Source organism: Streptomyces sp. NRRL B-24484, from assembly GCF_000717715.1.
GTDB lineage: Bacteria > Actinomycetota > Actinomycetes > Streptomycetales > Streptomycetaceae > Kitasatospora.
In genome coordinates this window covers 43,471-64,641 of record NZ_JOAI01000043.1, presented here as the reverse complement: position 1 = coordinate 64,641, position 21,171 = coordinate 43,471, and the positions used below count along the sequence as shown (strand labels likewise).

Sequence of the window (21,171 nt, the reverse complement as noted above, 5' to 3'; positions counted from 1 at the left end):
AACGAATTAACCATGCCCGGAGCCGGAACTTCCGCTCCGGGCGTTTCCGTTTCCAGCACAAGGACGTCGCGCCGGCACCCGCCGGCCGATGCCGGACACACACCCCATCGATGGAGGACCGCAGACCCGACCCCTGCACCACGGGAGGTACCGAGCATGACTTCAGACCACGCCCCGACCTCCGGCCGCCCAGCCGAACCACGGAGCCTGCCCAGGCAGGCCGATCAGTCCGGACGCGCCACCCCCTACCGGACGACCCTCACCACGCAGCTGCCCTTCGACGACGTCCTCTCCCTGGTGGACGAGACGCTCGCCGCCTGGCTCAAGCAGGAGGGCCACGACGAGCCCCCTCCGGCGGACGGTTCGCCGCGCGCGGAACGGCTCAGACTCGGCGAGCGCGTGCTCCTGGACCGCGACACCGGGCCACTGCCAGGGTCCGCCGAGGCGCCGGCCGCACCCTCACCCGCCACTGCTTCCGATGCCGCAACCACCTCCGCAACCTCTTCCGCCCTTCCCACGGCCACTGCCGCAGCCGCCGCGACCGTCACCGGCCACTACGCCCGCCGCCGGCTGCGCACCCCGGACGGCGCCCACCGCACCCACCTGCTGACGATCACCGTTGCTGCCACCGCCGGCGGCGCGGCCACGACCGGCGACGGTCCCGGCGTCCACGGGCCCGTGGTGGTCCGGTTGGAGGCGGAGCACCTCACCTCCGGCCCGCCGGTCCGCAGCCCGGGCCGGGTACCGGTGCCCGAGGTCGCACGGATCCTGCTGCCCCTGCTCGACGCCCACGACGGTCCCGCCCCACTGACCGCCCAACCGCGCGTCGTCACCCCCGCAGAGGTCGACGACCTGATCGACCAGCTCTGCGACCCGGAGCGCCGCCTGGCCGCCGTGGTCGTCAGCGTGCCCCCGTCCACCCCGCTGGAGGAGTGGCTGGCCGACCAGGTGCAGCCGGTCCTGCACCAGCTCACGGGCCTGGCCTCGCTGCACGTCCTCGACCACGCCGCGCTGCCGCTGTTCAACGTCGCCTTCGAGTTCCACAAGGTGTACGGGGGAGCGGTGCGCACCTACCTCCCCGAGGTCGACCCGGCCTCCCGCGCGGACGCCGGTCGCCACCAGGTGCTCGCCACCCGCCGGATGACGGAGGACACCCGACGGGCGGCCGGCCTGCTGGCCCGCGAGCCCCGGCAGATCGCCGCCGCCGTCCCGCAGCCGTCGGCCCTGGCCGCCGTGCCCCCGCTGGTGGTGCCGCCGGAGCACCGGCAGCCCGTGCGCTCCAGGACGGCGCCGCCCGAGGCACCGCGTCCCCGGGCCGACGAGCGCCGCCGCCGCCCCGTTCAGCGCCCGGCCCGCTCCGGCAGCCGGCTCTGCGTGGTCCCGGCAGCCCCCTTCGCCGCCCCGGACGAGCCGGCTGCGCGGTCGGCGGCGGCCCTGCGTGCCCCCGCCGAGGCCGCGTTCGCCCGGCTGGCCAGGGACGTGACGGCGGACAAGGAGGTGGTGCCGGAGAGCTTCGGCGAGCTGGTCTGCCGCTTCACGGAGTTCCCGTTGCTGCAGTTCACCGGGGACGAGAAGGAGACCGTCGCCCTGGACGGGCAGCCCGACGGCTCCGGCTGGGCACGGCTCGCCTGGGACGGGCTGACCGCCCTTCAGGAGTACGCGGCGGCGGCCGTCCGCGGTGAGGCCGGCGGTGACTTCAAGGCGTGGTGCGAGCACACCCCGCCCGGATGCCACCACTTCCCGCCGCGGAAGGCGGTCCGCTGGGAGTCCCGCACGGTCGAGAGCCACGCCAAGTGGAAGCGCGAGCGGATGCTGCCGGTGCCGCCCTGCGTGGACGCGTCCCGGCGCGCCTTCATGGGCGCCCACCTGCGGATCGGCGGCGGATCGACGGCCCCGCGGCTGCACTACCTGGACGACTGCTCCGGCAGCGGCCGCATCTACGTCGGCTACATCGGACAGCACCTCACCAACACGCGCACCAACTGACCCACCACCGGAGGGAAGCCCGAGACCGGACCGGAACACCAGGAGCAGCCGCAACAGCAACCGACACCACCGTCGACCCAGCAGCCGACACCGCCATCGACACCGCCGTCGACCCAGCACCCGGCCCCGACCCCGCCCGGCACCGCGACAGCGGCACCACGGTGGCCGACGGACACCCCCACGGATGGCTCGGTCGGTGCACTGCGGTGGCCAACTCCCGCTGTTGGCTGACCGGTGCATCCGAACGGTGGAGAATGCTGGCAGGGGCCGCGGCCGAGCGGCCCCTGCGAGCGCGTGCGGGCTGGTCCGGGCCTCTGCGCCCTCGCCGGACGATCAGTGACGTACTGGCTCAGTGACGTAGTGGGGGATCGACCGCTGATGCAGCATTCACCCGACAGCCGCCCGGACGGTACCCCGTCGGCCGCCTCCTCGGCCCGGGCATCCGCCACCCAGACCTTCCCGGAGACGGCCGAGCCCCTGCAGGCCGGCTTCCTCGCCACGCTCTTCCGCGACCTCGGCGCCGAGGCTCCCGACGGTCCGTCGGAGGACGACACCGTCGCCGTGCACGCCCGCGCGGCCGCCCTGACACACCATCGGACGCTCACTGTGCAGGCCGAGCACGAGCACCTCGCGGACCTGCTCCGGCGGGCCGCCCTCCCGGTCTCCGCGATGGACTTCGAGAGCCAGCTGCGCAGCTACGAACCGCGCCCCTTCCCGGCCGACGCGGACCTTCCGCCCGCCGAGGCGGAGCCGCGCTGGGCCGACTACGCCCCGGCGCAGCCCCCGGCGGCCGACCCCGACGAGCCGGCCTCCCGCCGCCTGCTCGACTCCGGCTACCAGCGCGAACTCGCCCAGGCCCGGCTGCGCCACCAGCGCGACCTCCGGGAGTGGCGGGCCCGCCAGGCCGAGGGCGCCGCGGCCGAGGCGAAGGCCGCGCGCTCTGCCCACGAGCAGGCCGAGCAGGCGAAGGCCCGGGCGGTGCGGGAGTACAACGACAGCCTGGAGGAGTGCCGGCGCGCCTACCGGCTGTCCGAGCCGGCCGCGGTGGAGTCGCTGCTGGAGCGCGCCCTCGCCGCCGCCGAGGTGGCCACCCGCGACATCCCGTCGCCCTGCCGGGCGCTCTTCCGCCCGCTGACCCGCACGGCCGTCCTCGACCTCGACTTGCCGCCGCTCGACGTGGTGCCCTCGCTCTCCGGCTACCGGCTCGCCGAGGACGGCTCGCCCGAGCCGGTGCCGCGGGCCCCGGCCGAGCGGACCTCCGACTACCTCCGTCTGGCCGCCCGTCTGGCGCTCCGCGCGCTGCAGGCCGCCGACGCGGTGGACACGGACGGGATCCTCGCCGGCGTGGTGCTGAACGGCTGGCTGCGCCGGCCCGGCGAGGACCCGGTCTGCCTGCTCAGCGTGGACGCCGACCGCGACGCGCTCGCCCGCACCCGCCTCGTCGCCGGGACGGAGGCCGCCCGGCCGGCGGCGGTGGACGAGGACGAGCCCGCCCCGGGCGTCTACACGGACGCCGAACAGGACGAGGCGCTGCTGCGGCTGCGCGAGCTGTCCGCCGTGGTGACGCCCGACCCGTACGTGCCGGTGCCCGTGGTGCCGAACGGCACCGCCGGGGCGACCGTGCCCTCCGCGGCCGAGCTGTCCTCCAACGAGTTCGCCCAGCTGGTGCGCGAGCTGTTCGTCCGCGGCGGGCTGGGCTCCTGGAGCGTGCGGCTGCGCGGGCCGTTCGGGCTGGTCGCCACCGCCGAGGGGGCGAAGGACAGTGGCCTGCCGGGCCGCTGGGTGGTCTGGGCGTCCCGGAACACCGACCCGGTGGCCGCGGACGAGCTGCGCACCCTCGCCGAGGCGGTCCGCGAGGAGGGCGCCGAGCGCGGGCTGCGCCTGACCACCGGCCGGTTCGGAGAGGCGGCGCTCGACCTCGCGGCGGAGGAGGGCTACCGGCGCATCCACCTGATCGACGGCGAGGGCGTGCGGGAGCTGTCCCGGACGCACCTCGGCCTGCCCCTCGCAGCGGGCTGAGCGGGCCGGGCGCACCTCGGCCTGCCCCTCGCAGCGGGCCGGGCGCACCGCCGGGCCCGGTGCACCGGCCCGATGCACCGGCACCGCGGCCCTGTCAGTCTGGAGGGATGGGAATCGGGTTCCTGGACAGGTGGCGTGCCCGGCACGCCCACCACCCGGGCGGTATCCCGCAGCAGCCGGACGAGCCGGCCATGGCCGACCTGCTCGCCGAGTGCGGGCTGCTGCGCGAGCTCGCCGACGACTCGGGCGTGCGGCTCGACGACGGAGTGACGTCGCTGACCCAGCTCGACCAACTGCTGCCGCGCTGGCGCGACGATCCGGAGGTCTCGGAGTGGCTGGGCAACGACGCCGGCCTGTACCTCGGCACGGTGCTGCGCCGCAGCGTGCCCGGCACGGTGTGGCGGATCGACGAACGCGACCGTCCCCTGCTGGTCCTGCCCGGCGGGCGCGAACTCGACGTCACGGCGATCGGCCACAGCTGGGCGGTCGAGGGATCGCCCCAGCTCGCCGCGGCCTACCTCGCCGCCACCGACGGCTGAGACCGCCCGCCGTGCCGGCCCCGAACCCCGGGCGAGCCTCCGCGTCCCTCCGGCGTGCGCCCGAGTCCCGGCGGGGACCGGCACTCCGGCGCGCGCTCCCCGCGCCCCGGCGGGAACCGGGGGCGGACCGGTGACCGCCGTCCTCGTCGCGGCCGCGGCCTTTCTGATGACGCTGGTCGGCGGCTGGGTCGCCCAGCGGACCGGTGACCGCCGGCACCTGGTGCTCGGGTTCGCCGCCGGGCTGATGCTCGGCGTGGTCGCCTTCGACCTGCTGCCGGAGGCGGTCCGCGCCGCGCCGGACGAGATCCACGGCGTCCCGCAGGCCCTACTGATGTTCGCGGCGGGCTTCCTGACGATCCACATCATCGAGCGGGCGGTGGCCATCCACCGCAGCCACGAGGGCGAGTACGCCGCCCACACGCACGGGCACCGGCACCACGACCACGCCCGGCAGGGCGTCGGCCTGACCGCGGCCGGAGCCCTGGTCGGCCACAGCCTGATGGACGGGTTCGCGATCGGGGCCGCGTTCCAGGCGGGCACCACGGTGGGCACGGTGGTGGCGATAGCGGTGGTGGCGCACGACTTCGCGGACGGCTTCAACACGTACACGATCACCCGGATGTACGGGAACGACCGCAGGCGGGCGCTCACCCTGCTGACGGCCGACGCGGTGGCCCCGGTGACCGGGGCGGCGATCACGCTGCTCTTCACCATCCCGGCCCAGCTGCTCGGCCTCTACCTGGGCTTCTTCGCCGGTTTCCTGCTGTACCTCGCGACCTCGGACATCCTGCCGGAGGCGCACAGCCCGCACCCCTCCCGCACCACGCTGCTGTGCACGCTGCTCGGCGTGGGCTTCATGTGGCTGGTGATCGGCTTCGCCGACTGACTCCACCGCCCGGCTCAGGGCGCGCCGACGCCGTGCGCCGAGGCCGCCTCGACCAGGGCCCACTGTTCGCGGATCGCCCGCAGGGCCGCCGTGATCGCCGGGCGGCGGGAGGCCTGGCTGCGCCACAGCGCGTACACCCGCCGGGTCGGCTCGGGGGAGACCGGCCGGGCGACCACCCCGGCGGGCAGCGGAGCACGGCCGAGCCGGGGGACCAGACCGAGTCCGAGTCCGGCCCCGATCAGGGCGATCTGGGTCTCGAACTCGCCGACCTGGTAGAGCACGTCAGGCTCCTCACCGGCCTCGCGGAGGGTGCGCACCAGCCAGTCGTGGCAGATGTTGCCCGGCGGCACGCTGATCCACCGCTGTCCGAGCAGCCGTTCCACCGGGACTGTGCCGAGCGCGGCGAGCGGATCCCCGGCGGGCACCAGCAGGTCCACCGGATCCAGTCCGAGGTCCAGGCGGGACAGCCCCTCCTGCACGGGGAGCGGCACGGTCGGCCAGTCCTGGACGAGGGCGAGGTCGACCTCGCCGCGGGTGACCAGCTCGACGGCCAGGTACGGGTCGGTCTCCAGCAGCCGGACGTCGAGGTCGGGGCAGTGCTCCCGCAGGTCCGCGAGGGCCCCGGGCATCACCCCGCGGGCACCCGTCGCGAACGAGGCCACCAGCAGCCGGCCGACCGCCTGACCACGCCGTTCCTCCAGCGTCACCTCGGCCTGCTCGACCAGGGCGAGCAACTCGCGCGCGGTGTCGGCCAGCCGCACCGCCGCATCGGTGAGCACCACGCCGCGGCCCTGACGCTCCAGCAGCACGGTGCGGGTCTCGCGCTCCAGTTTGGAGATCTGCTGCGAGACGGCGGAGGACGTGAAGCCGAGGGCGGCCGCCGCGCCGCCGACCGAGCCGTGCACCGCCACCGCGTGCAGTGCGCGCAGCCTGCCGAGATCCAACATGACGGCCATGGTAAGCGTTGCTGAACGGTTCGGTTCATCATTCGTCGCTGGTGCTGAACGGTTCCCATCCGCCAGGCTCGATCCATGCCACCGAGCCCCACCCCTGCCTCCGCCGCTGCCTCCGCCGCAGCCTCCCTCCCCGCCTCTGCCGCCTTCGTCCGCGCATCCGCGTCCTCCGTCGGCGCGGGCCCCGCCGGGTCCGCCATGGCCCCGCGCGACATCGGGCTGGCGGTGCTGATCGCCGCCGTCTGGGGCCTCAACTTCGTGCTGATCCACGTCGGCCTGGAGAACTTCCCGCCGCTGCTCTTCTGCGCGCTGCGGTTCGCCGTCGTCGCCGTGCCCGCCGTCTTCTTCGTCGGACCGCCGCGGGTCGCCTGGAAGTGGGTCGCGACGGTCGGGTGCACCCTCGGCGTGGCCAAGTTCGGACTGCTCTTCCTCGGCATGCACGCCGGGATGCCGGCCGGGCTGTCCTCCCTGGTGCTGCAGAGCCAGGCCGTCTTCACCGCGCTGTTCGCCACTGTGCTGCTGGGCGAGCGGCCCACCGGGCAGCGGACGGCCGGCCTCGCCGTCGCCTTCGGGGGCATCGCCCTCGCCGCCGTCGACCACGGCCTCGGCGGCCCGGTCGGTGCGTTCGCCCTGGTCATCGCGGCGGCCGCGTTCTGGGGGCTGTCCAACGTGCTGACCCGCAGGGCGGCCCCGGCGGACGCGCTGCGCTGGATGGTCTGGGTCAGCGCGGTGCCGCCGCTGCCGCTGCTCGCACTGTCCCTGCTGGTGGAGGGCCCGGAGGCCGACCTCCGGGCGCTCGCCGGGATCTCGGCGGCGGGCGTCGGCGCCATCGCCTACGTCGGACTGGTCTCCACCCTGTTCGGCTTCGTCGCCTGGAGCCACCTGCTGCGCCGGTACGACGCCTCCGCGGTGGCGCCCTACTCGCTGCTGGTGCCGGTGTTCGGGATGTCCTCGTCCTGGCTGCTGCTCGGCGAGCGGTTCAGCGGGCTCGCCGGTGCGGCGGCCGTCCTGGTGATCGCCGGGATCGGGCTCACCGCGCTGCGGGTCGACCGGGTGGCGTCGCTGCTTCGTACGCTGCTTCGGCGGCCCGCAGGGCCTGCAGCAGAGCCTCCTGCTCCGCGCGGCTGACCGGCTCGAAGTACTCCTGGGCGACCTCGTGGCGGACCCGGCCGATCCGGTCGAGCGCGGCCCGGCCCGCGTCGGTCAGCACCACCCGCACCGCCCGGCGGTCGGCCGGGTCCGGGGTGCGGGCGACCAGGCCGGCCTCCTCCAGGGCGTCCACCACCGCGGTCGCCGAGCGCGGCGCGATCCGCAGCCGCTCGGCCAGGTCGCTGAGCCGCATCGGCGCGGTACCGGGCTCCTCGCCGCAGCCGGGGGCGTGGGCGAGGGTGCGCAGCGCGCGGGCCTGGGCGGGGGTGATGCCGTAGGGCTCCAGCCGGTGCATGGTCCGCCGCCGGATCCGCTTCATCGCCCGGGTCAGCGCGTCGGTGAGCTCCGCGGCGGTGTCGGCGGTCGGCGGCGTGGTCATGGCGGGCTCCCGGCTCGGCGTGCCCCGGCCCGGCCCGGGGCGGGCGGGGCCAGGCTATCGGTGCGGCGCCCCGGAAATTCGTTGAGCCAAGCTCACTATTCGGTCTACCGTAGTTGTGGACGGTCCGGAGCCTGCCCTGCAGGCCCGCGTCCTCGGGCGTCCGCGTGTGCGGAACGCCCTCCATCCACCCTTCCCGGAACCCCGGAGGTCCCGTGTCCCGATCCCGAGCCCGCGTCGCCACCGACCGGCCCGGCCGCTACGGCAAGCAGCTCGCCGCCCACCTCGGGCGCCGGGTGGCCGCCGACTGGTCCGAGGAGGCCGGCCGCGGCACCGTCACCTTCTCCTACGGCACCGCCGAACTCACCGCGGAGGCCGACGGCCTGCTGCTGGTCGTCGACGGCGACGCCGACCACCTCGCCGACCTGGAGGACGTGGTGGGCCGCCACCTCGTCCGGTTCGGCGCCCGCGACGAACTGGTCGTCGAGTGGCACCGCGACAACGGCGAGCCCGGCCTCGTCCACCGCAACCAGGAGGATCCCCCGGCCGCCGGCTGAACCGCGTCGGGCCCGCGCCGGGCAGCGGCGACGGTCAGCCGGATCCCCGGAGCGGCGGGCGCCCGCCGCCGTCCGGCACCCGGGGCAGCGTGCGCCGCACCAGCAGCGCCGCCGCCCACAGCACCAGACCGGCCAGGCACCAGCTCGCCACCACGTCCAGCAGCCAGTGGTAGTCGCTCCACACCAGGCCCGCCCCCACCCCCAGGCAGAGCATCGCGGTGCAGGCGTACAGCACGATCCGGGCGTCGCCGGGGAGCGTCCCGCCGAGCAGCAGGGCGGCCGTCCCGTAGGCGATCGCCGAGGTCGCGGTGTGCCCCGAGGGGTACCAGCCCCACTGGTCGGGTGCGAGCGGCAGCCCGTACGGCCCCGGGCGGGCGAACCAGGCCTTGGCGGGCACCACCAGCAGCGGGATCAGCACCGCGGCGGCCGCGGCCATCGGCAGCGGCAGCCACCAGCGGGACGGCGCCGCTTCGCGCCGGCGGACGGCGGCCAGCGCCGCGACGGCCAGCAGCGCCGGAACGGCCGGTACCGCGCCACCCAGGTCGGACAGGCCGGCGCCGAGGTGGTTGACCAGCGTGCTGTGCAGCGCCCGGCGCACCTCGTGGACGGTCTGCCGCGTTCCGGTGTCCAGCCCGAGCAGCGGCCCGTCGACGGCGACCTGCCAGGAGATCAGTACCAGCGGCACCGCGAGTGCCATGGGCACGACAAGCAACGAAAGCCGCCCCGGAGCAGGGGGGAGAGCTCCGGGGCGGCCGAGGTGATCGCCGCTCCGCACGGCCCGGGGGGTGTGGGCCCGGCGGTCGGTCGATCGGTCTGGATGCTCCGCCGCCGCCAGTGCCGGGGCGGCAGAGGGTGTCGCTGATAGTCGCGGCTCGCTGTCCATCTGTCATGACAGTACGTCAAAGGCGGTGCCGAGCGGAGATGCGCAAGTGGTTTCGCACAGCATCTTCACCAGCGGCAGTACAACCTCCACGCGGTGGCACCCGTCCCCACCGCGCCCGCGCCCGCGGCGGCGAACGGCGCCCGGACGGCCCCGGACGGTCCGCTGCGCACGACGGAGCAACCACCCGCGCACGACGGAGCGGCCCGGTCCTGGTCGGACCGGGCCGCTCCTGCGGGGCGCTGTCCACCGCCCCGGGCACTCGTCAGACGCGGGCGAAGGCGCCCTCGATGATGTCCAGGCCCTCGGTGAGCAGGTGCTCCGGCATCACCAGCGGCGGCAGGAAGCGCAGCACGTTGCCGTAGGTGCCGGCGGTCAGCACCACCAGGCCCTCGGCGTGGCAGGCCTTCGCCACGGCGGCGGTGACCTCCGGGTTGGGCTCCTTGCCGCCCGGCTTCACCAGTTCGATGGCGACCATCGCGCCGCGGCCGCGGACCTCGCCGATCGCGTCGAACTTCTCCTGCATGGCCCGCAGGCGGCCCAGCATGACCTCGCCGATGTGCTGCGCCTTGGCGTTGAGGTCCAGCTCCTTCATGGTCTGGATCGAGCCGAGCGCGGCGGCGCAGGCCACCGGGTTGCCGCCGTAGGTGCCGCCCAGGCCGCCCGCGTGCGCGGCGTCCATGATCTCGGCGCGACCGGTGACGGCGGCCAGCGGCAGACCGCCGGCGATGCCCTTGGCGGTGGTGATCAGGTCCGGCACGACGCCCTCGTCCTCGCAGGCGAACCACTGGCCGGTGCGGCAGAAGCCGGTCTGGATCTCGTCCGCGACGAACACGATGCCGTTGGCCTTCGCGTACTCCACGATCGCCGGCAGGAAGCCCTTGGCCGGCTCGATGAAGCCGCCCTCGCCCTGGATCGGCTCGATGATGATCGCCGCGACGTTCTCGGCGCCGATCTGCTTGTTGATCATGTCGATCGCCTGGGCGGCGGCCTCGGCGGCGCAGTTCTCCGCGCCCGTCAGCCAGCGGTACGGGTAGGCCACCGGCACCCGGTAGATCTCCGGCGCGAACGGACCGAAGCCCTGCTTGTACGGCATGTTCTTCGCCGTCAGGCCCATGGTCAGGTTGGTGCGGCCGTGGTAGCCGTGGTCGAACACCACGACGGCGGTGCGCTTGGTGTACGCGCGGGCGATCTTCACCGCGTTCTCGACGGCCTCGGCGCCGGAGTTGAACAGCGCGGTGCGCTTCTCGTGGTCGCCCGGGGTCAGATCGTTCAGCTGTTCGGCCACGGCCACGTAGCCCTCGTACGGGGTCACCATGAAACAGGTGTGCGTGAACGCGGCGAGCTGCTCGGACGCCTTGGCGACGACCGCCTCGGCGCTGTTGCCGACGTTGGTCACGGCGATGCCGGAACCGAAGTCGATCAGGCTGTTGCCGTCCACATCCTCCAGCACGCCGCCGTTGGCCCGGGCCACGTACACGGGCAGCGTGGTGCCGACGCCCGCGGCCACCGCACCGAGCTTGCGGGCCTGCAGCTCCTGCGACTTCGGGCCGGGGATCGCGGTGACCAGGCGGCGCTCCTGCGGGAGCGGGGTTGCAGCGCTCATGGCGGGTTTCTCCATATCTCAGTGCTCGGTCCTCGAAGGCTACGACCGCGCCCGGGGCCCGGGCATGCGCCACTCGGTAGCACTGCGTCGTCCGAATTGTCCGGCGCGGCCAGCGTGCCCGGTTCAGCGAACGCGCGCCCCTGCTCCACTACATTGAGCGCGGGCGTGTCGCCGGACCGGTGGCATGGGTATGGCATGGCCGGCGGCGGGACAGGGAGTGGGGCCGGGATGGGACTGGACGGCAGTCGGGGGCGGCAGGCGCCGCAGGCGCAACGGACATCGGCCGTCCCCCCGCAGCGGACCCTCCCCTTCGACCTCGCCGCCTGGGCGACCGAACCCCGCCCGGCGGCCCCGCCCGGCGTCTTCCGCCTCGGCCACCGCCCCCACGACGGGACCCGCGCCGAACAGGCCGCCGTCCCCGCCCGCCCCCTCCTCCTGCGCGCCGCCCTGAACCTCGCGGTCGGCACCGTGGTGTACCTCCAGGGCGTGCCGCTGATCCAGAGCCTGCTCACGGCGGTCGGACTCACCATCCCCAGCTCGTTCGTCGTCTCCTTCCTCATCGCCCTGGCCGTGAACGTTGCCGTGCTCATCGGGGTGTTCATGGTCTTCGGATCGATGGGCCGCTGGACCGAGGTGTGGCGGCGCTGGGTCGCACCGGTGCTGTCCAGAACGGTGACGCACGAGGAGCCCGCGCCGGACGCCGAAGCCCCCCTCACCACCGACCCCTGGGCCGGGGTGCGGGTCGCCGCTCCGGCGGCGGCGCGGCGGCTGGACGGCGAGCCGGTCGGTGACGTCGACTACGCGCGGATCCGCCACGCCTGGGAGACCGTCCTGGCCGACCCGGATCTGCTGCCGGCCTTCGCGGAGCAGGTCGAGGTCCGCGGTGCCGCCGCCTGCGCCCACCCCTCCGAGGCCCGCGACCTGCCCGGCCGCAGCGGCCGGCACGACCTGCTGGCCCGTCAGGTCCGCCTCGGCACCGCGCAGAACGTGGTGAAGAACCCGCTCGCCCACCGCAGCGCCGGCTTCGCCCTGGACCCGCAGCTGCTCGGCACCTCCCTGCTCGCGGTCGGCCCGGCCGGCACCGGCAAGACCGCCCGGCTGGCCCGCCCGGTCGCCGAGGCGCTCTGCCTTCAGGCGCTCGCCGGCACCGCCTGCGCGGTGGTGATCGGCGCTGCCGAGTCCGACCTCGGCCCGGACGCCTGGTACGACGTGGTGATCGCGCCGGGCGACCCGGACTCCCCGTACGGCCTGGACCTGTACGGCGCCGCCGCCGACCCGGACGAGGCCGCGGCCCGGCTGGCCGACGCGCTGCTGCCGGACGAACTGGCGGCGCGCGCCGAGACCGCGCGCACCGCGCTGCAGCAGGTGGTCGGCCCGTACCACGCGGCGCACGGACGCTACCCGGGCGTGCGCGAGCTGCGGGCGCTGCTCGGCGGCGACGGGGACGCCTGGGCGGTGCTGCGCAAGGCCCTGCAGGCGGCCGGCCTGCTGGCGGTGCACGAGGCCGACCTGCAGCACCGGGAGAGCCGGCACGGCCGGGTCGACGACCCGGGGACGCTGCTCGCCGACCGGCTGGCGCTGCTCGACCGCCCGGTGTTCACGCGCAGCTTCGCGGGCGGCCCGGACGCGCTGCCGCCGTTCGCGATGCGGGCGCTGGAGCACCCGCTGCGGGTCCGGGTGAAGCTGCCCGAGCGCAGCCACCCCGAGGTCGCCCGGATGCTGTCGCGGCTGGTCGTCGCCCAGTTCGTGCAGGCCGCTTCGGCGCGCACCGAGCGCTCGCTGTTCGCCGGCCTGGTGGTGGACGACGCCTCCGCGGCGGTGGACGCGCAGATCGTTCGCGGCCTGCAGCGGATGCGGACGGCGAACGCCGGTGCGGTGCTGCTGCTGCGCACCCTGGTGGACCTGCCGGAGCCGCTGCGCGCGCCGCTGTTCGGCGCGGTCGGCTGCCGGATGGCCTTCCCGGGGATCGCCCCGTGGGACGGCCGGCTGTTCTCCGAGGCCTGGGGCACCCACCTGGTCACCGAGACCGCGGTGACGCACACCCCGGACACCTCCGGCGGGCTGGTCCGCAAGGCCGCCCGGGCGGGCCGCAAGGCGCTCTCCGGGACGGCCGCGCAGACCGAGTCGGTGACCACCCGGGACGTCGAGCGGCACCGCTGGTCGCCGTCCGACCTGGCGCACGCCCTGCCGAGCGGGCACGCCGTGGTGTCACTGACGACGGTGGACGGCGACCAGGTCCCGCCGCTGCTGGTGGACCTGCGCGACTGACGGCGGTGGACCTGTACGACTGACGGCCGCCGACCGCCCGGGGAGGCCCGTCCCCGGCGGTCCCCGCAGGTCGCGCGGGTCGGGGCACTGACTCCGCGGCGGAGGATTCCGTTCGGCCGCTTGTCCGGGGCGTACATAATGGAGTCAGCCCCCCGAACCCCTCACCTGCGCGGTCGCAACGGAGCGACCGTGTCGTACCAGCGAAGGTGCCATGCCCCCCACACTCGCCTCCGTCGCCCGCAACACCGCGCTCCATCTGACCGTGCTGGCGGGGGCGGACCACTTGGAGCGCCAGGTCCGCTGGGTGCACACCAGCGAGCTCGACGACCCGACGCCCTTCCTGGAGGGCGGTGAGCTGCTGCTCACCACCGGAATCAAGCTCGGCAAGACCGCGTCCCGGCTGCAGGCCTACGTGCACCGGCTGGCCGACGCGGGGGTGGTCGGGCTGGGCCTGGGCGTCGGCCTCTCGCACACCGAGGTGCCGCAGGCCCTGGTGGAGGCGGCGGCCCAGCGCGGCCTCCCGCTGCTGCGGGTGCCCGAGGCGACACCGTTCATCGCGATCAGCAAGGCGGTCTCGGCGGCACTGGCGGCCGAGCAGTACGAGGCGGTGACCACCAGCTTCGAGGCGCAGGAGGAGCTGACCCGGGCCGCGCTCGGCAAGGACGGCACGACGGCGGTGGTCCGCCGGCTCGCGGCCCGGCTCGGCGGCTGGGCGGCGCTGTACGACGGGTCGGGCGCACTGTCCGCGGTGGCACCGGACTGGGCGGCCCGCCGGGCCGGCCGGCTGGCGGCCGAGGTGGACCGGCTGCGCCGCCGCCCGGCTCCGTCGAGCGCGGCGTTGCAGGGCCGCTCTCCGGGAATCGACACCGCGGACGAGGACTTCGTGGTCGTCCAGTCGCTCGGGGCGGACCGCCGCCCGCGCGGCTTCCTGGCGGTGGGCACCGAGGACCGGATCACGCCGACCGAGCGGTACGTGCTGAACGCCGCGGTGGCGCTGCTGACGCTGACCCTGGAGCGCTCCCGGGAGCTGCGGCAGGCCGAGGAGCGGATGGGCGCAGCCCTGCTGCACATGGTGCTGTCGGGCGAGGTCGCGACCGCGCGGCAGGTGTCGGCGGGCCTCTTCGGCGGTCTGCCGGAGGGCGACGCCCGGGTGATGGTGGCCGGTGCGGGCAACGGCCCGGAGGCCGCGGAGGCGCTGAGCGAGCTCGGCGACCGGGCGGAGCAGGCCGGCGGTCGGGTCGGCGAGCGGCTGCTCGTCTCCCGCGAGGACGGCCCGCACGGGCCCCGGCTGCTGGTGCTGGCACAGGACAACGGTGCCGCCCACCGGGCCTGCCTGGGCGCGGTCGAGGAGCACGAGGGCCTGGCGCTCGGCGTCTCCGGGCCGACCTCGCTGGACGACGCCGGCACGGCGTACGCGCAGGCCGAGCGGGCGCTGGCGGTGGCGCTGCGCGGCGGCCGCCGCTCGGTGGACCACGAGGAGGTCGGCGCGGGTTCGCTGCTGCCGCTGCTCGGCGAGGAGGCGGTGACGGCCTTCGCCGAGGGCCTGCTGCGGCCGCTGCGCGAGCACGACCGGACGGCCCGCGGCGACCTGGTGGCGAGCCTTCGGGCCTGGCTGTCGCGGCACGGCCAGTGGGACGCGGCCGCCGCCGACCTGGGCGTGCACCGGCACACCCTGCGCTACCGGATGCGCCGCGTCGAGGAACTGCTGGGCCGCTCGCTGGACGACACCGACGTCCGGATGGAGCTGTGGCTCGCCCTGCGCGCCGGCGAGGAGTGACCGGGCCGGGGTGATCCGCGCGGGCGGGTGATCCGCGCGGGCGGGTCCCCGGCGGGGCCGCAATGCGCCACTGTGTACGGCGGCCTCCGGGATCCACTCCGCGGTGTCCAGTCCGGTTGGTGATCCGGCCGCCCTACCGTGGGCTGGTATCCACCAATCGAGGGAAGGGCCGGTACGACCGTGACCACCACCCATGAGTTCTGGCTGGCCGGCCGCCGGGCGAGCGGCGAGTCGGACTTCGAGGTCCGCCACTCGTTCGACGGCAGCCTGGTCGGCAAGGTCAGCGTGCCGACCGACGCCCAGATCGAGGAGGCGGTCGCCGCCGCCGTCGCCGCCGCGCCGGTCTTCGCCGCGACCCCCGCGCACGTCCGCGCCGCCGCCCTGGACCACGTGTCCAAGCGGCTGGCCGAGCGCACCGAGGAGATCGCCCGCCTGATCACCGCCGAGAACGGCAAGCCGATCAAGTGGGCGCGCGGCGAGGTCGGCCGTGCCGTCTCGGTGTTCCGCTGGGCCGCCGAGGAGGCCCGCCGGACCAACGGCGAGACGATGCGCCTGGACACCGACCCGGGCGGCACGGGCCGCTTCGCTGTGGTGCGCCGCTTCCCCAAGGGCGTGGTGCTGGGCATCGCCCCGTTCAACTTCCCGCTGAACCTGGTGGCGCACAAGGTCGCCCCGGCGATCGCGGTCGGCGCCCCGATCATCCTCAAGCCCGCCCCGGCGACCCCGATCTCGGCGCTGGTGCTCGGCGAGATCCTCGCCGAGACCGACCTGCCGGCCGGCTCCTGGAGCGTCCTGCCGGTGCCGAACGAGAAGATGCCGGCCCTGGTGCAGGACGACCGCCTCCCGGTGATCTCCTTCACCGGTTCGGACAAGGTCGGCTACCAGATCATGGACTCGGTGCCGCGCAAGCACGTCACCCTGGAGCTCGGCGGCAACGCCGCCGCCGTCGTCCTCGCCGACTGGAACTCCGAGGCCGACCTCGACTGGGCGGCCACCCGGATCGCGATGTTCTCCAACTACCAGGCCGGCCAGTCCTGCATCTCGGTGCAGCGCGTGATCGCCGACGCCACCGTGTACGACGCGCTGGTGGAGCGGATCGTCGCCAAGGTGCAGGCCCAGGTCACCGGTGACCCGGCGGACGACGCCGTGGACGTCGGCCCGCTGGTCGACGAGAACGCCGCCAAGCGCGTCGAGTCCTGGGTGGACGACGCGGTCGCCAAGGGCGCCAAGGTGCTCACCGGCGGCGTCCGCGAGGGCGCCTCGTACGCCCCGACCGTGGTCGCGGACCTCTCCGGCGACGCGATCCTGGCCACCGCCGAGGTCTTCGGCCCGGTGCTCTCGCTGCACAAGGTGGACTCCACCGACGAGGCCTTCGCCGCCGTCAACGACTCCGCCTTCGGCCTGCAGGCCGGCGTGTTCACCCACGACGTGCAGGCCGCCTTCCGCGCCCAGCGCGAGCTGCAGGTCGGCGGCGTGATCATCGGCGACGCGCCGTCCTACCGCGCCGACCAGATGCCGTACGGCGGCGTGAAGGACTCCGGCGTCGGCCGCGAGGGCGTCAAGTACGCGATGGAGGACTTCACCTACGAGCGCGTCCTGGTGCTCACCGGCCTGGACCTCTGACGGTCGGGGCGGCCGCCGCCCGACCGACCCGACGCCCCGTCACCGGCTCCCGGTGGCGGGGCGTTTCGCGGCCTCCGGCCCGGTCGGCCGCTGCCTTGACAGCCCCTCGCAGGGGGCGTAGTCCGGAAGGGGAGGAAGGGAGGTCGATCATGCTCGGCGACCTCATCGGAGAGGAACAGGCACAGGTCACCGGCCAGCGGGTGGTCCGCGGCGACCACGGGCTGCCGCCCGTCGTGGAGACCTCGTTCACCGGCACCGGACAACTGCTCGGCGTCACGGTCAACGACACGGGCAGCTACACCGGACGGCTGCGCCCCGACGGAACCCTGTACGGGGAGGGGCAGGGCGTCATCATGAGCCCCACCGGCGCGCACGCCTCCTGGCAGGGAGGCGGGGTCGGCCGCTTCACCGAGGGCGGCGGCACCAGCTGGCGCGGCACCATCGTCTACAGCAGCGACTCGCCCGAGTTCGCGGACCTGCGGGGCGTCGCGGGCGCCTTCGAGTGGGAGGTCGGCGCGGACGGCAAGGCGGTCGGGAGGATCTGGGCCTGGAAGTAGTCCCGGGAGCGGTCCCGGGAGTGGTCCGACCCGGACAACCCTGCGTCGGGCACCGCCCACCGCACGACACAATGGGGGCATGAACTCGCTCGCCCACCCCCAGCTCCGTTACACCCCGGCGGTCAAGGACCCGGACGGTCCGCGGGAGCTCGTGATCCTCGGCTCCACCGGTTCGATCGGCACCCAGGCCATCGACGTGGTGCTGCGCAACCCCGACCGGTTCCGCGTGGTGGCGCTGTCCGCCAACGGCGGCCGGGTCGCGCTGCTCGCGGAGCAGGCCCTGCAGCTCGGCGTGCGGACGGTGGCGGTGGCCGACGAGAGCGCCGTCCCGGCCCTGCGCGAGGCGCTCGCGGCCGGGGCCGCGGGCCGTCCGCTGCCGGAGATCCTGGCGGGCCCGGACGCCGCGACCGAACTCGCCGCCTCGGAGTGCCACTCGGTGCTCAACGGCATCACCGGCTCGATCGGCCTGCGGCCGACCCTGGCCGCGCTGGAGGCCGGCCGGGTGCTGGTGCTCGCCAACAAGGAGTCGCTGATCGTCGGCGGCCCGCTGGTGAAGGCCGTGGCGGCGCCCGGCCAGATCGTGCCGGTCGACTCGGAGCACGCCGCGCTCTTCCAGGCGCTGGCGGCCGGTACCCGGGCCGAGGTCCGCAAGCTGGTGGTCACCGCGAGCGGCGGCCCGTTCCGCGGCCGCAGCCGGGCCGAGCTGGCCGGGGTCACCCCGTCCGAGGCGCTCGCCCACCCGACCTGGGCGATGGGCCCGGTGGTGACGATCAACTCCGCGACCCTGGTCAACAAGGGCCTGGAGGTCATCGAGGCGCACCTGCTCTACGACGTCCCGTTCGACCGGATCGAGGTCGTGGTGCACCCCCAGTCGGTCGTCCACTCGATGGTCGAATTCACCGACGGCTCCACCCTCGCCCAGGCCAGTCCGCCGGACATGCGGATGCCGATCGCGCTCGGTCTCGGCTGGCCCGAGCGCGTCCCGGACGCCGCCCCCGGCTGCGACTGGACGAAGGCCGCCACCTGGGAGTTCTTCCCGCTCGACGACGAGGCCTTCCCGGCCGTCTCGCTCGCCCGCGAGGTCGGTGCGCTCGGCGGCACCGCCCCAGCGGTCTTCAACGCGGCCAACGAGGAGTGCGTCGACGCCTTCCTCGGCGGCCGGCTGCCCTTCACCGGGATCGTGGACACTGTGGCCAAGGTCGTCGCCGAGCACGGCACCCCCGCGCGGGGAACTTCGCTCACCGTCGCGGACGTCCTCCTGGCGGAGGACTGGGCCCGCGCCCGGGCCCGCGAGCTCGCGGCGGGCTGAGAGCACGACGGCGGCGAACGGAACGACGACGGCATGGCGAAGGGCGAGCGGTGACGAATCTGATGTGGGTGCTCGGCATCCTGATCTTCCTGATCGGGCTGCTGTTCTCGATCGCGTGGCACGAGCTGGGGCACCTCTCCACCGCCAAGCTGTTCAAGATCCGCGTTCCGCAGTACATGGTCGGCTTCGGCCCGACCGTGTGGTCCCGCAAGAAGGGCGAGACCGAGTACGGCATCAAGGCGATCCCGCTCGGCGGCTACATCCGGATGATCGGGATGTTCCCGCCGGGCGCGGACGGCCGGATCACCAAGCGCAGCAGCTCGCCCTGGCGCACCATGATCGAGGACGCCCGGGAGGCCTCCTACGAGGAGCTGCAGCCCGGTGACGAGCACCGGCTCTTCTACACCCGCAAGCCCTGGCAGCGGGTCATCGTGATGTTCGCCGGCCCGTTCATGAACCTGATCCTGTCGGTGGTGCTCTTCCTGCTCCTGTTCATGGGCATGGGCGTGCAGACGGCGGTGCCCACCGTCTCCACCGTCAGCCAGTGCGTCGTCAAGGCCGGCCAGCCGACCGACACCTGCCCCACCGACGCGCCCAAGTCCCCGGCCAACCTGGCCGGGCTGCGGGCCGGCGACCGCTTCGTCTCCTTCGGCGGCGACGAGATCCACAGCTACAAGCAGCTCCAGGCGGACATCCGCAAGTCGCCCGGCAAGCAGGTCCCGATCGTCGTCGAGCGCGGCGGCCAGCGGCTGACGCTGACCGCCGACATCACCAGCAACACGGTGAACCCGGTCGACAAGGACGGCCGCACCGTCAAGGGCGACCCGGTCACCGCCGGCTTCCTCGGCTTCACCCCGACCACCGGTGTCGTCCGGATGAGCCTCGGCGAGTCCACCGACGAGATGTACTCGATGGCCGAGCACGGCGTCTCCTCGCTGGTCGCGCTGCCCGGCAAGATCCCCGGCCTGTGGCACGCCGTCGTCGACGGCACCCCCCGCTCCACCGACTCCCCGATCGGCATGGTCGGCGCCGCCCGCCTCGGCGGCGACGTCTTCGCCATGGACATCCCGGCCACCCAGCAGCTCGCCTTCTTCGTCCAGCTGCTGGCCGGCATCAACCTGTCGCTGTTCCTGTTCAACATGCTGCCGCTGCTGCCGCTGGACGGCGGCCACATCGCCGGTGCGATCTGGGAGTCGGTCCGCCGCCGCCTGGCCGGGCTGCTCAAGCGCCCCGACCCGGGCCCCTTCGACGTCGCCAAGCTGATGCCCTTCGCGTACGTCGTCGCCACCGTCTTCATCTGCTTCACCGTGCTCGTCATGGCCGCCGACGTGGTCAACCCGGTCAAGCTCAACTGACCGCCGACCGCCCGCCGGGCCCGGCACCGCACCGCCGGATGTGCTGGGGCCCGCGGGCGTGCCGTACCGTTGTGTGCCGGGTGCGACCTCATCGACGCACCCGGCCCGGCCCGAGCAAACCGGCCGGCTCACCGACCTCACCCAGGGGAACCCTGCGCACATGTCCGCGATCTCGCTCGGTATTCCGTCCCTGCCGCTCAAGCCGCTCGCCAAGCGCCGCTACTCGCGTCAGATCATGGTCGGCAACGTCCCGGTTGGCGGCGACGCCCCGGTCTCGGTCCAGTCGATGACCACCACGCTGACCTCCGACGTCAACGCCACCCTCCAGCAGATCGCGCAGCTCACCGCCTCCGGCTGCCAGATCGTCCGGGTCGCCGTCCCCTCCCAGGACGACGCCGACGCGCTGCCGATCATCGCGAAGAAGTCGCAGATCCCGGTGATCGCCGACATCCACTTCCAGCCGAAGTACGTCTTCGCCGCGATCGACGCAGGCTGCGCCGCGGTCCGGGTGAACCCCGGCAACATCAAGGCCTTCGACGACAAGGTCGGCGAGATCGCCAAGGCCGCCAAGGGCGCCGGCGTCCCGATCCGGATCGGCGTCAATGCCGGCTCGCTCGACAAGCGCCTGCTGGAGAAGTACGGCCGGGCCACCCCGGAGGCCCTGGTCGAGTCCGCGCTGTGGGAGTGCTCGCTCTTCGAGGAGCACGACTTCCGCGACATCAAGATCTCGGTCAAGCACAACGACCCGGTCGTGATGATCAACGCCTACCGCCAGCTCGCCGCCGCCTGCGACTACCCGCTGCACCTCGGCGTCACCGAGGCCGGCCCCGCCTTCCAGGGCACCATCAAGTCGGCCGTCGCCTTCGGCGCCCTGCTCGCCGAGGGCATCGGCGACACCATCCGGGTCTCCCTCTCCGCCCCGCCGGCCGAGGAGATCAAGGTCGGCAACCAGATCCTGGAGTCGCTCGGCCTGCGCCAGCGCGGCCTGGAGATCGTCTCCTGCCCGTCCTGCGGCCGCGCCCAGGTCGACGTCTACAAGCTCGCCGAGGAGGTCACCGCCGGCCTGGAGGGCATGGAGGTGCCGCTGCGCGTCGCCGTCATGGGCTGCGTCGTCAACGGCCCCGGCGAGGCCCGCGAGGCCGACCTGGGCGTCGCCTCCGGCAACGGCAAGGGCCAGATCTTCGTCAAGGGCGAGGTCATCAAGACCGTCCCCGAGTCGAAGATCGTCGAGACCCTCATCGAGGAGGCCCTCAAGCTGGCCGAGCAGATGCAGGAGCAGGGCGTCGAGTCCGGTGCGCCCGTCGTGGTCGCCGCCGAGTGACCGGGTAGCG

17 protein-coding genes are annotated in these 21,171 nt (G+C 74.4%); 13 read left to right on the top strand and 4 right to left on the bottom strand.

Features of this window, described 5'->3' with window-relative positions; all coding sequences use genetic code 11:
• Positions 1-156: 156 nt before the first annotated feature.
• From IE98_RS0131360 to IE98_RS0131345, 4 genes are all read left to right on the top strand, one after another.
• Entirely contained in the window at positions 157-1,986 is a 1,830-nt protein-coding gene (locus IE98_RS0131360; RefSeq protein ID WP_030274839.1) for a hypothetical protein, read from the top strand.
• Between the two features lie 378 nt (positions 1,987-2,364).
• On the top strand, positions 2,365-4,005 hold the full coding sequence (locus IE98_RS0131355) for a restriction endonuclease (protein WP_030274837.1): 1,641 nt from the start codon (positions 2,365-2,367) through the stop codon (positions 4,003-4,005).
• A 107-nt stretch (positions 4,006-4,112) separates the two neighbouring features.
• Positions 4,113-4,544, top strand: a complete 432-nt coding sequence (locus IE98_RS0131350) for a DUF6278 family protein (RefSeq protein WP_030274835.1) — start codon at positions 4,113-4,115, stop codon at positions 4,542-4,544.
• Positions 4,545-4,710: 166 nt separating this feature from the next.
• Positions 4,711-5,430: a ZIP family metal transporter gene (locus tag IE98_RS0131345; RefSeq protein WP_030274833.1), complete on the top strand. Its 720-nt coding sequence runs from the start codon at positions 4,711-4,713 to the stop codon at positions 5,428-5,430.
• Positions 5,431-5,444: 14 nt separating this feature from the next.
• Here IE98_RS0131345 and IE98_RS0131340 read toward each other — a convergent pair whose 3' ends face one another.
• The gene (locus IE98_RS0131340; RefSeq protein WP_043175570.1) at positions 5,445-6,377 is read right to left on the bottom strand and encodes a LysR family transcriptional regulator; all 933 of its coding nucleotides are present in this window, start codon (positions 6,375-6,377) and stop codon (positions 5,445-5,447) included.
• A 204-nt stretch (positions 6,378-6,581) separates the two neighbouring features.
• Here IE98_RS0131340 and IE98_RS0131335 point away from each other — a divergent pair, with 204 nt between their 5' ends.
• Positions 6,582-7,511: an EamA family transporter gene (locus tag IE98_RS0131335; RefSeq protein ID WP_030274830.1), complete on the top strand. Its 930-nt coding sequence runs from the start codon at positions 6,582-6,584 to the stop codon at positions 7,509-7,511.
• On the opposite strand, the gene IE98_RS0131330 is transcribed toward IE98_RS0131335, so the two are convergent.
• Positions 7,414-7,911, bottom strand: coding sequence for a MarR family winged helix-turn-helix transcriptional regulator (locus IE98_RS0131330; RefSeq protein WP_030274829.1), 498 nt, complete (start codon positions 7,909-7,911; stop codon positions 7,414-7,416). The genes IE98_RS0131335 and IE98_RS0131330 overlap by 98 nt on opposite strands.
• Before the next feature lie 212 nt (positions 7,912-8,123).
• Between IE98_RS0131330 and IE98_RS43370 the strand changes: the two genes are divergently transcribed.
• Positions 8,124-8,465 carry a DUF2218 domain-containing protein gene (locus IE98_RS43370; protein ID WP_030274827.1) on the top strand — a complete coding sequence of 114 codons (342 nt, stop codon included), beginning with the start codon at positions 8,124-8,126 and terminating at the stop codon, positions 8,463-8,465.
• 34 nt (positions 8,466-8,499) lie between these two features.
• Here the strand turns inward: IE98_RS43370 and IE98_RS0131320 are convergent, their stop codons facing one another.
• The gene (locus tag IE98_RS0131320; RefSeq protein WP_052391218.1) at positions 8,500-9,162 is read right to left on the bottom strand and encodes a phosphatase PAP2 family protein; all 663 of its coding nucleotides are present in this window, start codon (positions 9,160-9,162) and stop codon (positions 8,500-8,502) included.
• Between the two features lie 448 nt (positions 9,163-9,610).
• Entirely contained in the window at positions 9,611-10,951 is a 1,341-nt protein-coding gene (gene gabT / locus IE98_RS0131315; protein ID WP_030274824.1) for a 4-aminobutyrate--2-oxoglutarate transaminase, read from the bottom strand.
• A 228-nt stretch (positions 10,952-11,179) separates the two neighbouring features.
• Between gabT and IE98_RS0131310 the strand changes: the two genes are divergently transcribed.
• The 7 genes from IE98_RS0131310 (at position 11,180) to ispG (ending at position 21,161) form a co-directional block, all read left to right on the top strand.
• On the top strand, positions 11,180-13,219 hold the full coding sequence (locus IE98_RS0131310) for a hypothetical protein (RefSeq protein WP_030274822.1): 2,040 nt from the start codon (positions 11,180-11,182) through the stop codon (positions 13,217-13,219).
• A 211-nt stretch (positions 13,220-13,430) separates the two neighbouring features.
• Positions 13,431-14,996 carry a PucR family transcriptional regulator gene (locus tag IE98_RS0131305; RefSeq protein WP_030274820.1) on the top strand — a complete coding sequence of 522 codons (1,566 nt, stop codon included), beginning with the start codon at positions 13,431-13,433 and terminating at the stop codon, positions 14,994-14,996.
• 180 nt (positions 14,997-15,176) lie between these two features.
• A complete protein-coding gene (locus IE98_RS0131300; RefSeq protein ID WP_030274819.1) occupies positions 15,177-16,619 on the top strand; it encodes an aldehyde dehydrogenase family protein in 1,443 nt (480 codons plus the stop codon).
• 149 nt (positions 16,620-16,768) lie between these two features.
• Complete coding sequence (locus IE98_RS0131295; RefSeq protein WP_030274817.1) at positions 16,769-17,176, top strand: hypothetical protein; 408 nt, start codon at positions 16,769-16,771, stop codon at positions 17,174-17,176.
• Positions 17,177-17,255: 79 nt separating this feature from the next.
• Positions 17,256-18,485, top strand: coding sequence for a 1-deoxy-D-xylulose-5-phosphate reductoisomerase (gene dxr, locus IE98_RS0131290; protein WP_030274815.1), 1,230 nt, complete (start codon positions 17,256-17,258; stop codon positions 18,483-18,485).
• A 50-nt stretch (positions 18,486-18,535) separates the two neighbouring features.
• On the top strand, positions 18,536-19,840 hold the full coding sequence (locus tag IE98_RS0131285) for a M50 family metallopeptidase (protein WP_030274814.1): 1,305 nt from the start codon (positions 18,536-18,538) through the stop codon (positions 19,838-19,840).
• A gap of 160 nt (positions 19,841-20,000) precedes the next feature.
• Positions 20,001-21,161, top strand: coding sequence for a flavodoxin-dependent (E)-4-hydroxy-3-methylbut-2-enyl-diphosphate synthase (gene ispG / locus IE98_RS0131280; protein ID WP_030274812.1), 1,161 nt, complete (start codon positions 20,001-20,003; stop codon positions 21,159-21,161).
• The last annotated feature ends 10 nt before the right edge of the window (positions 21,162-21,171 follow it).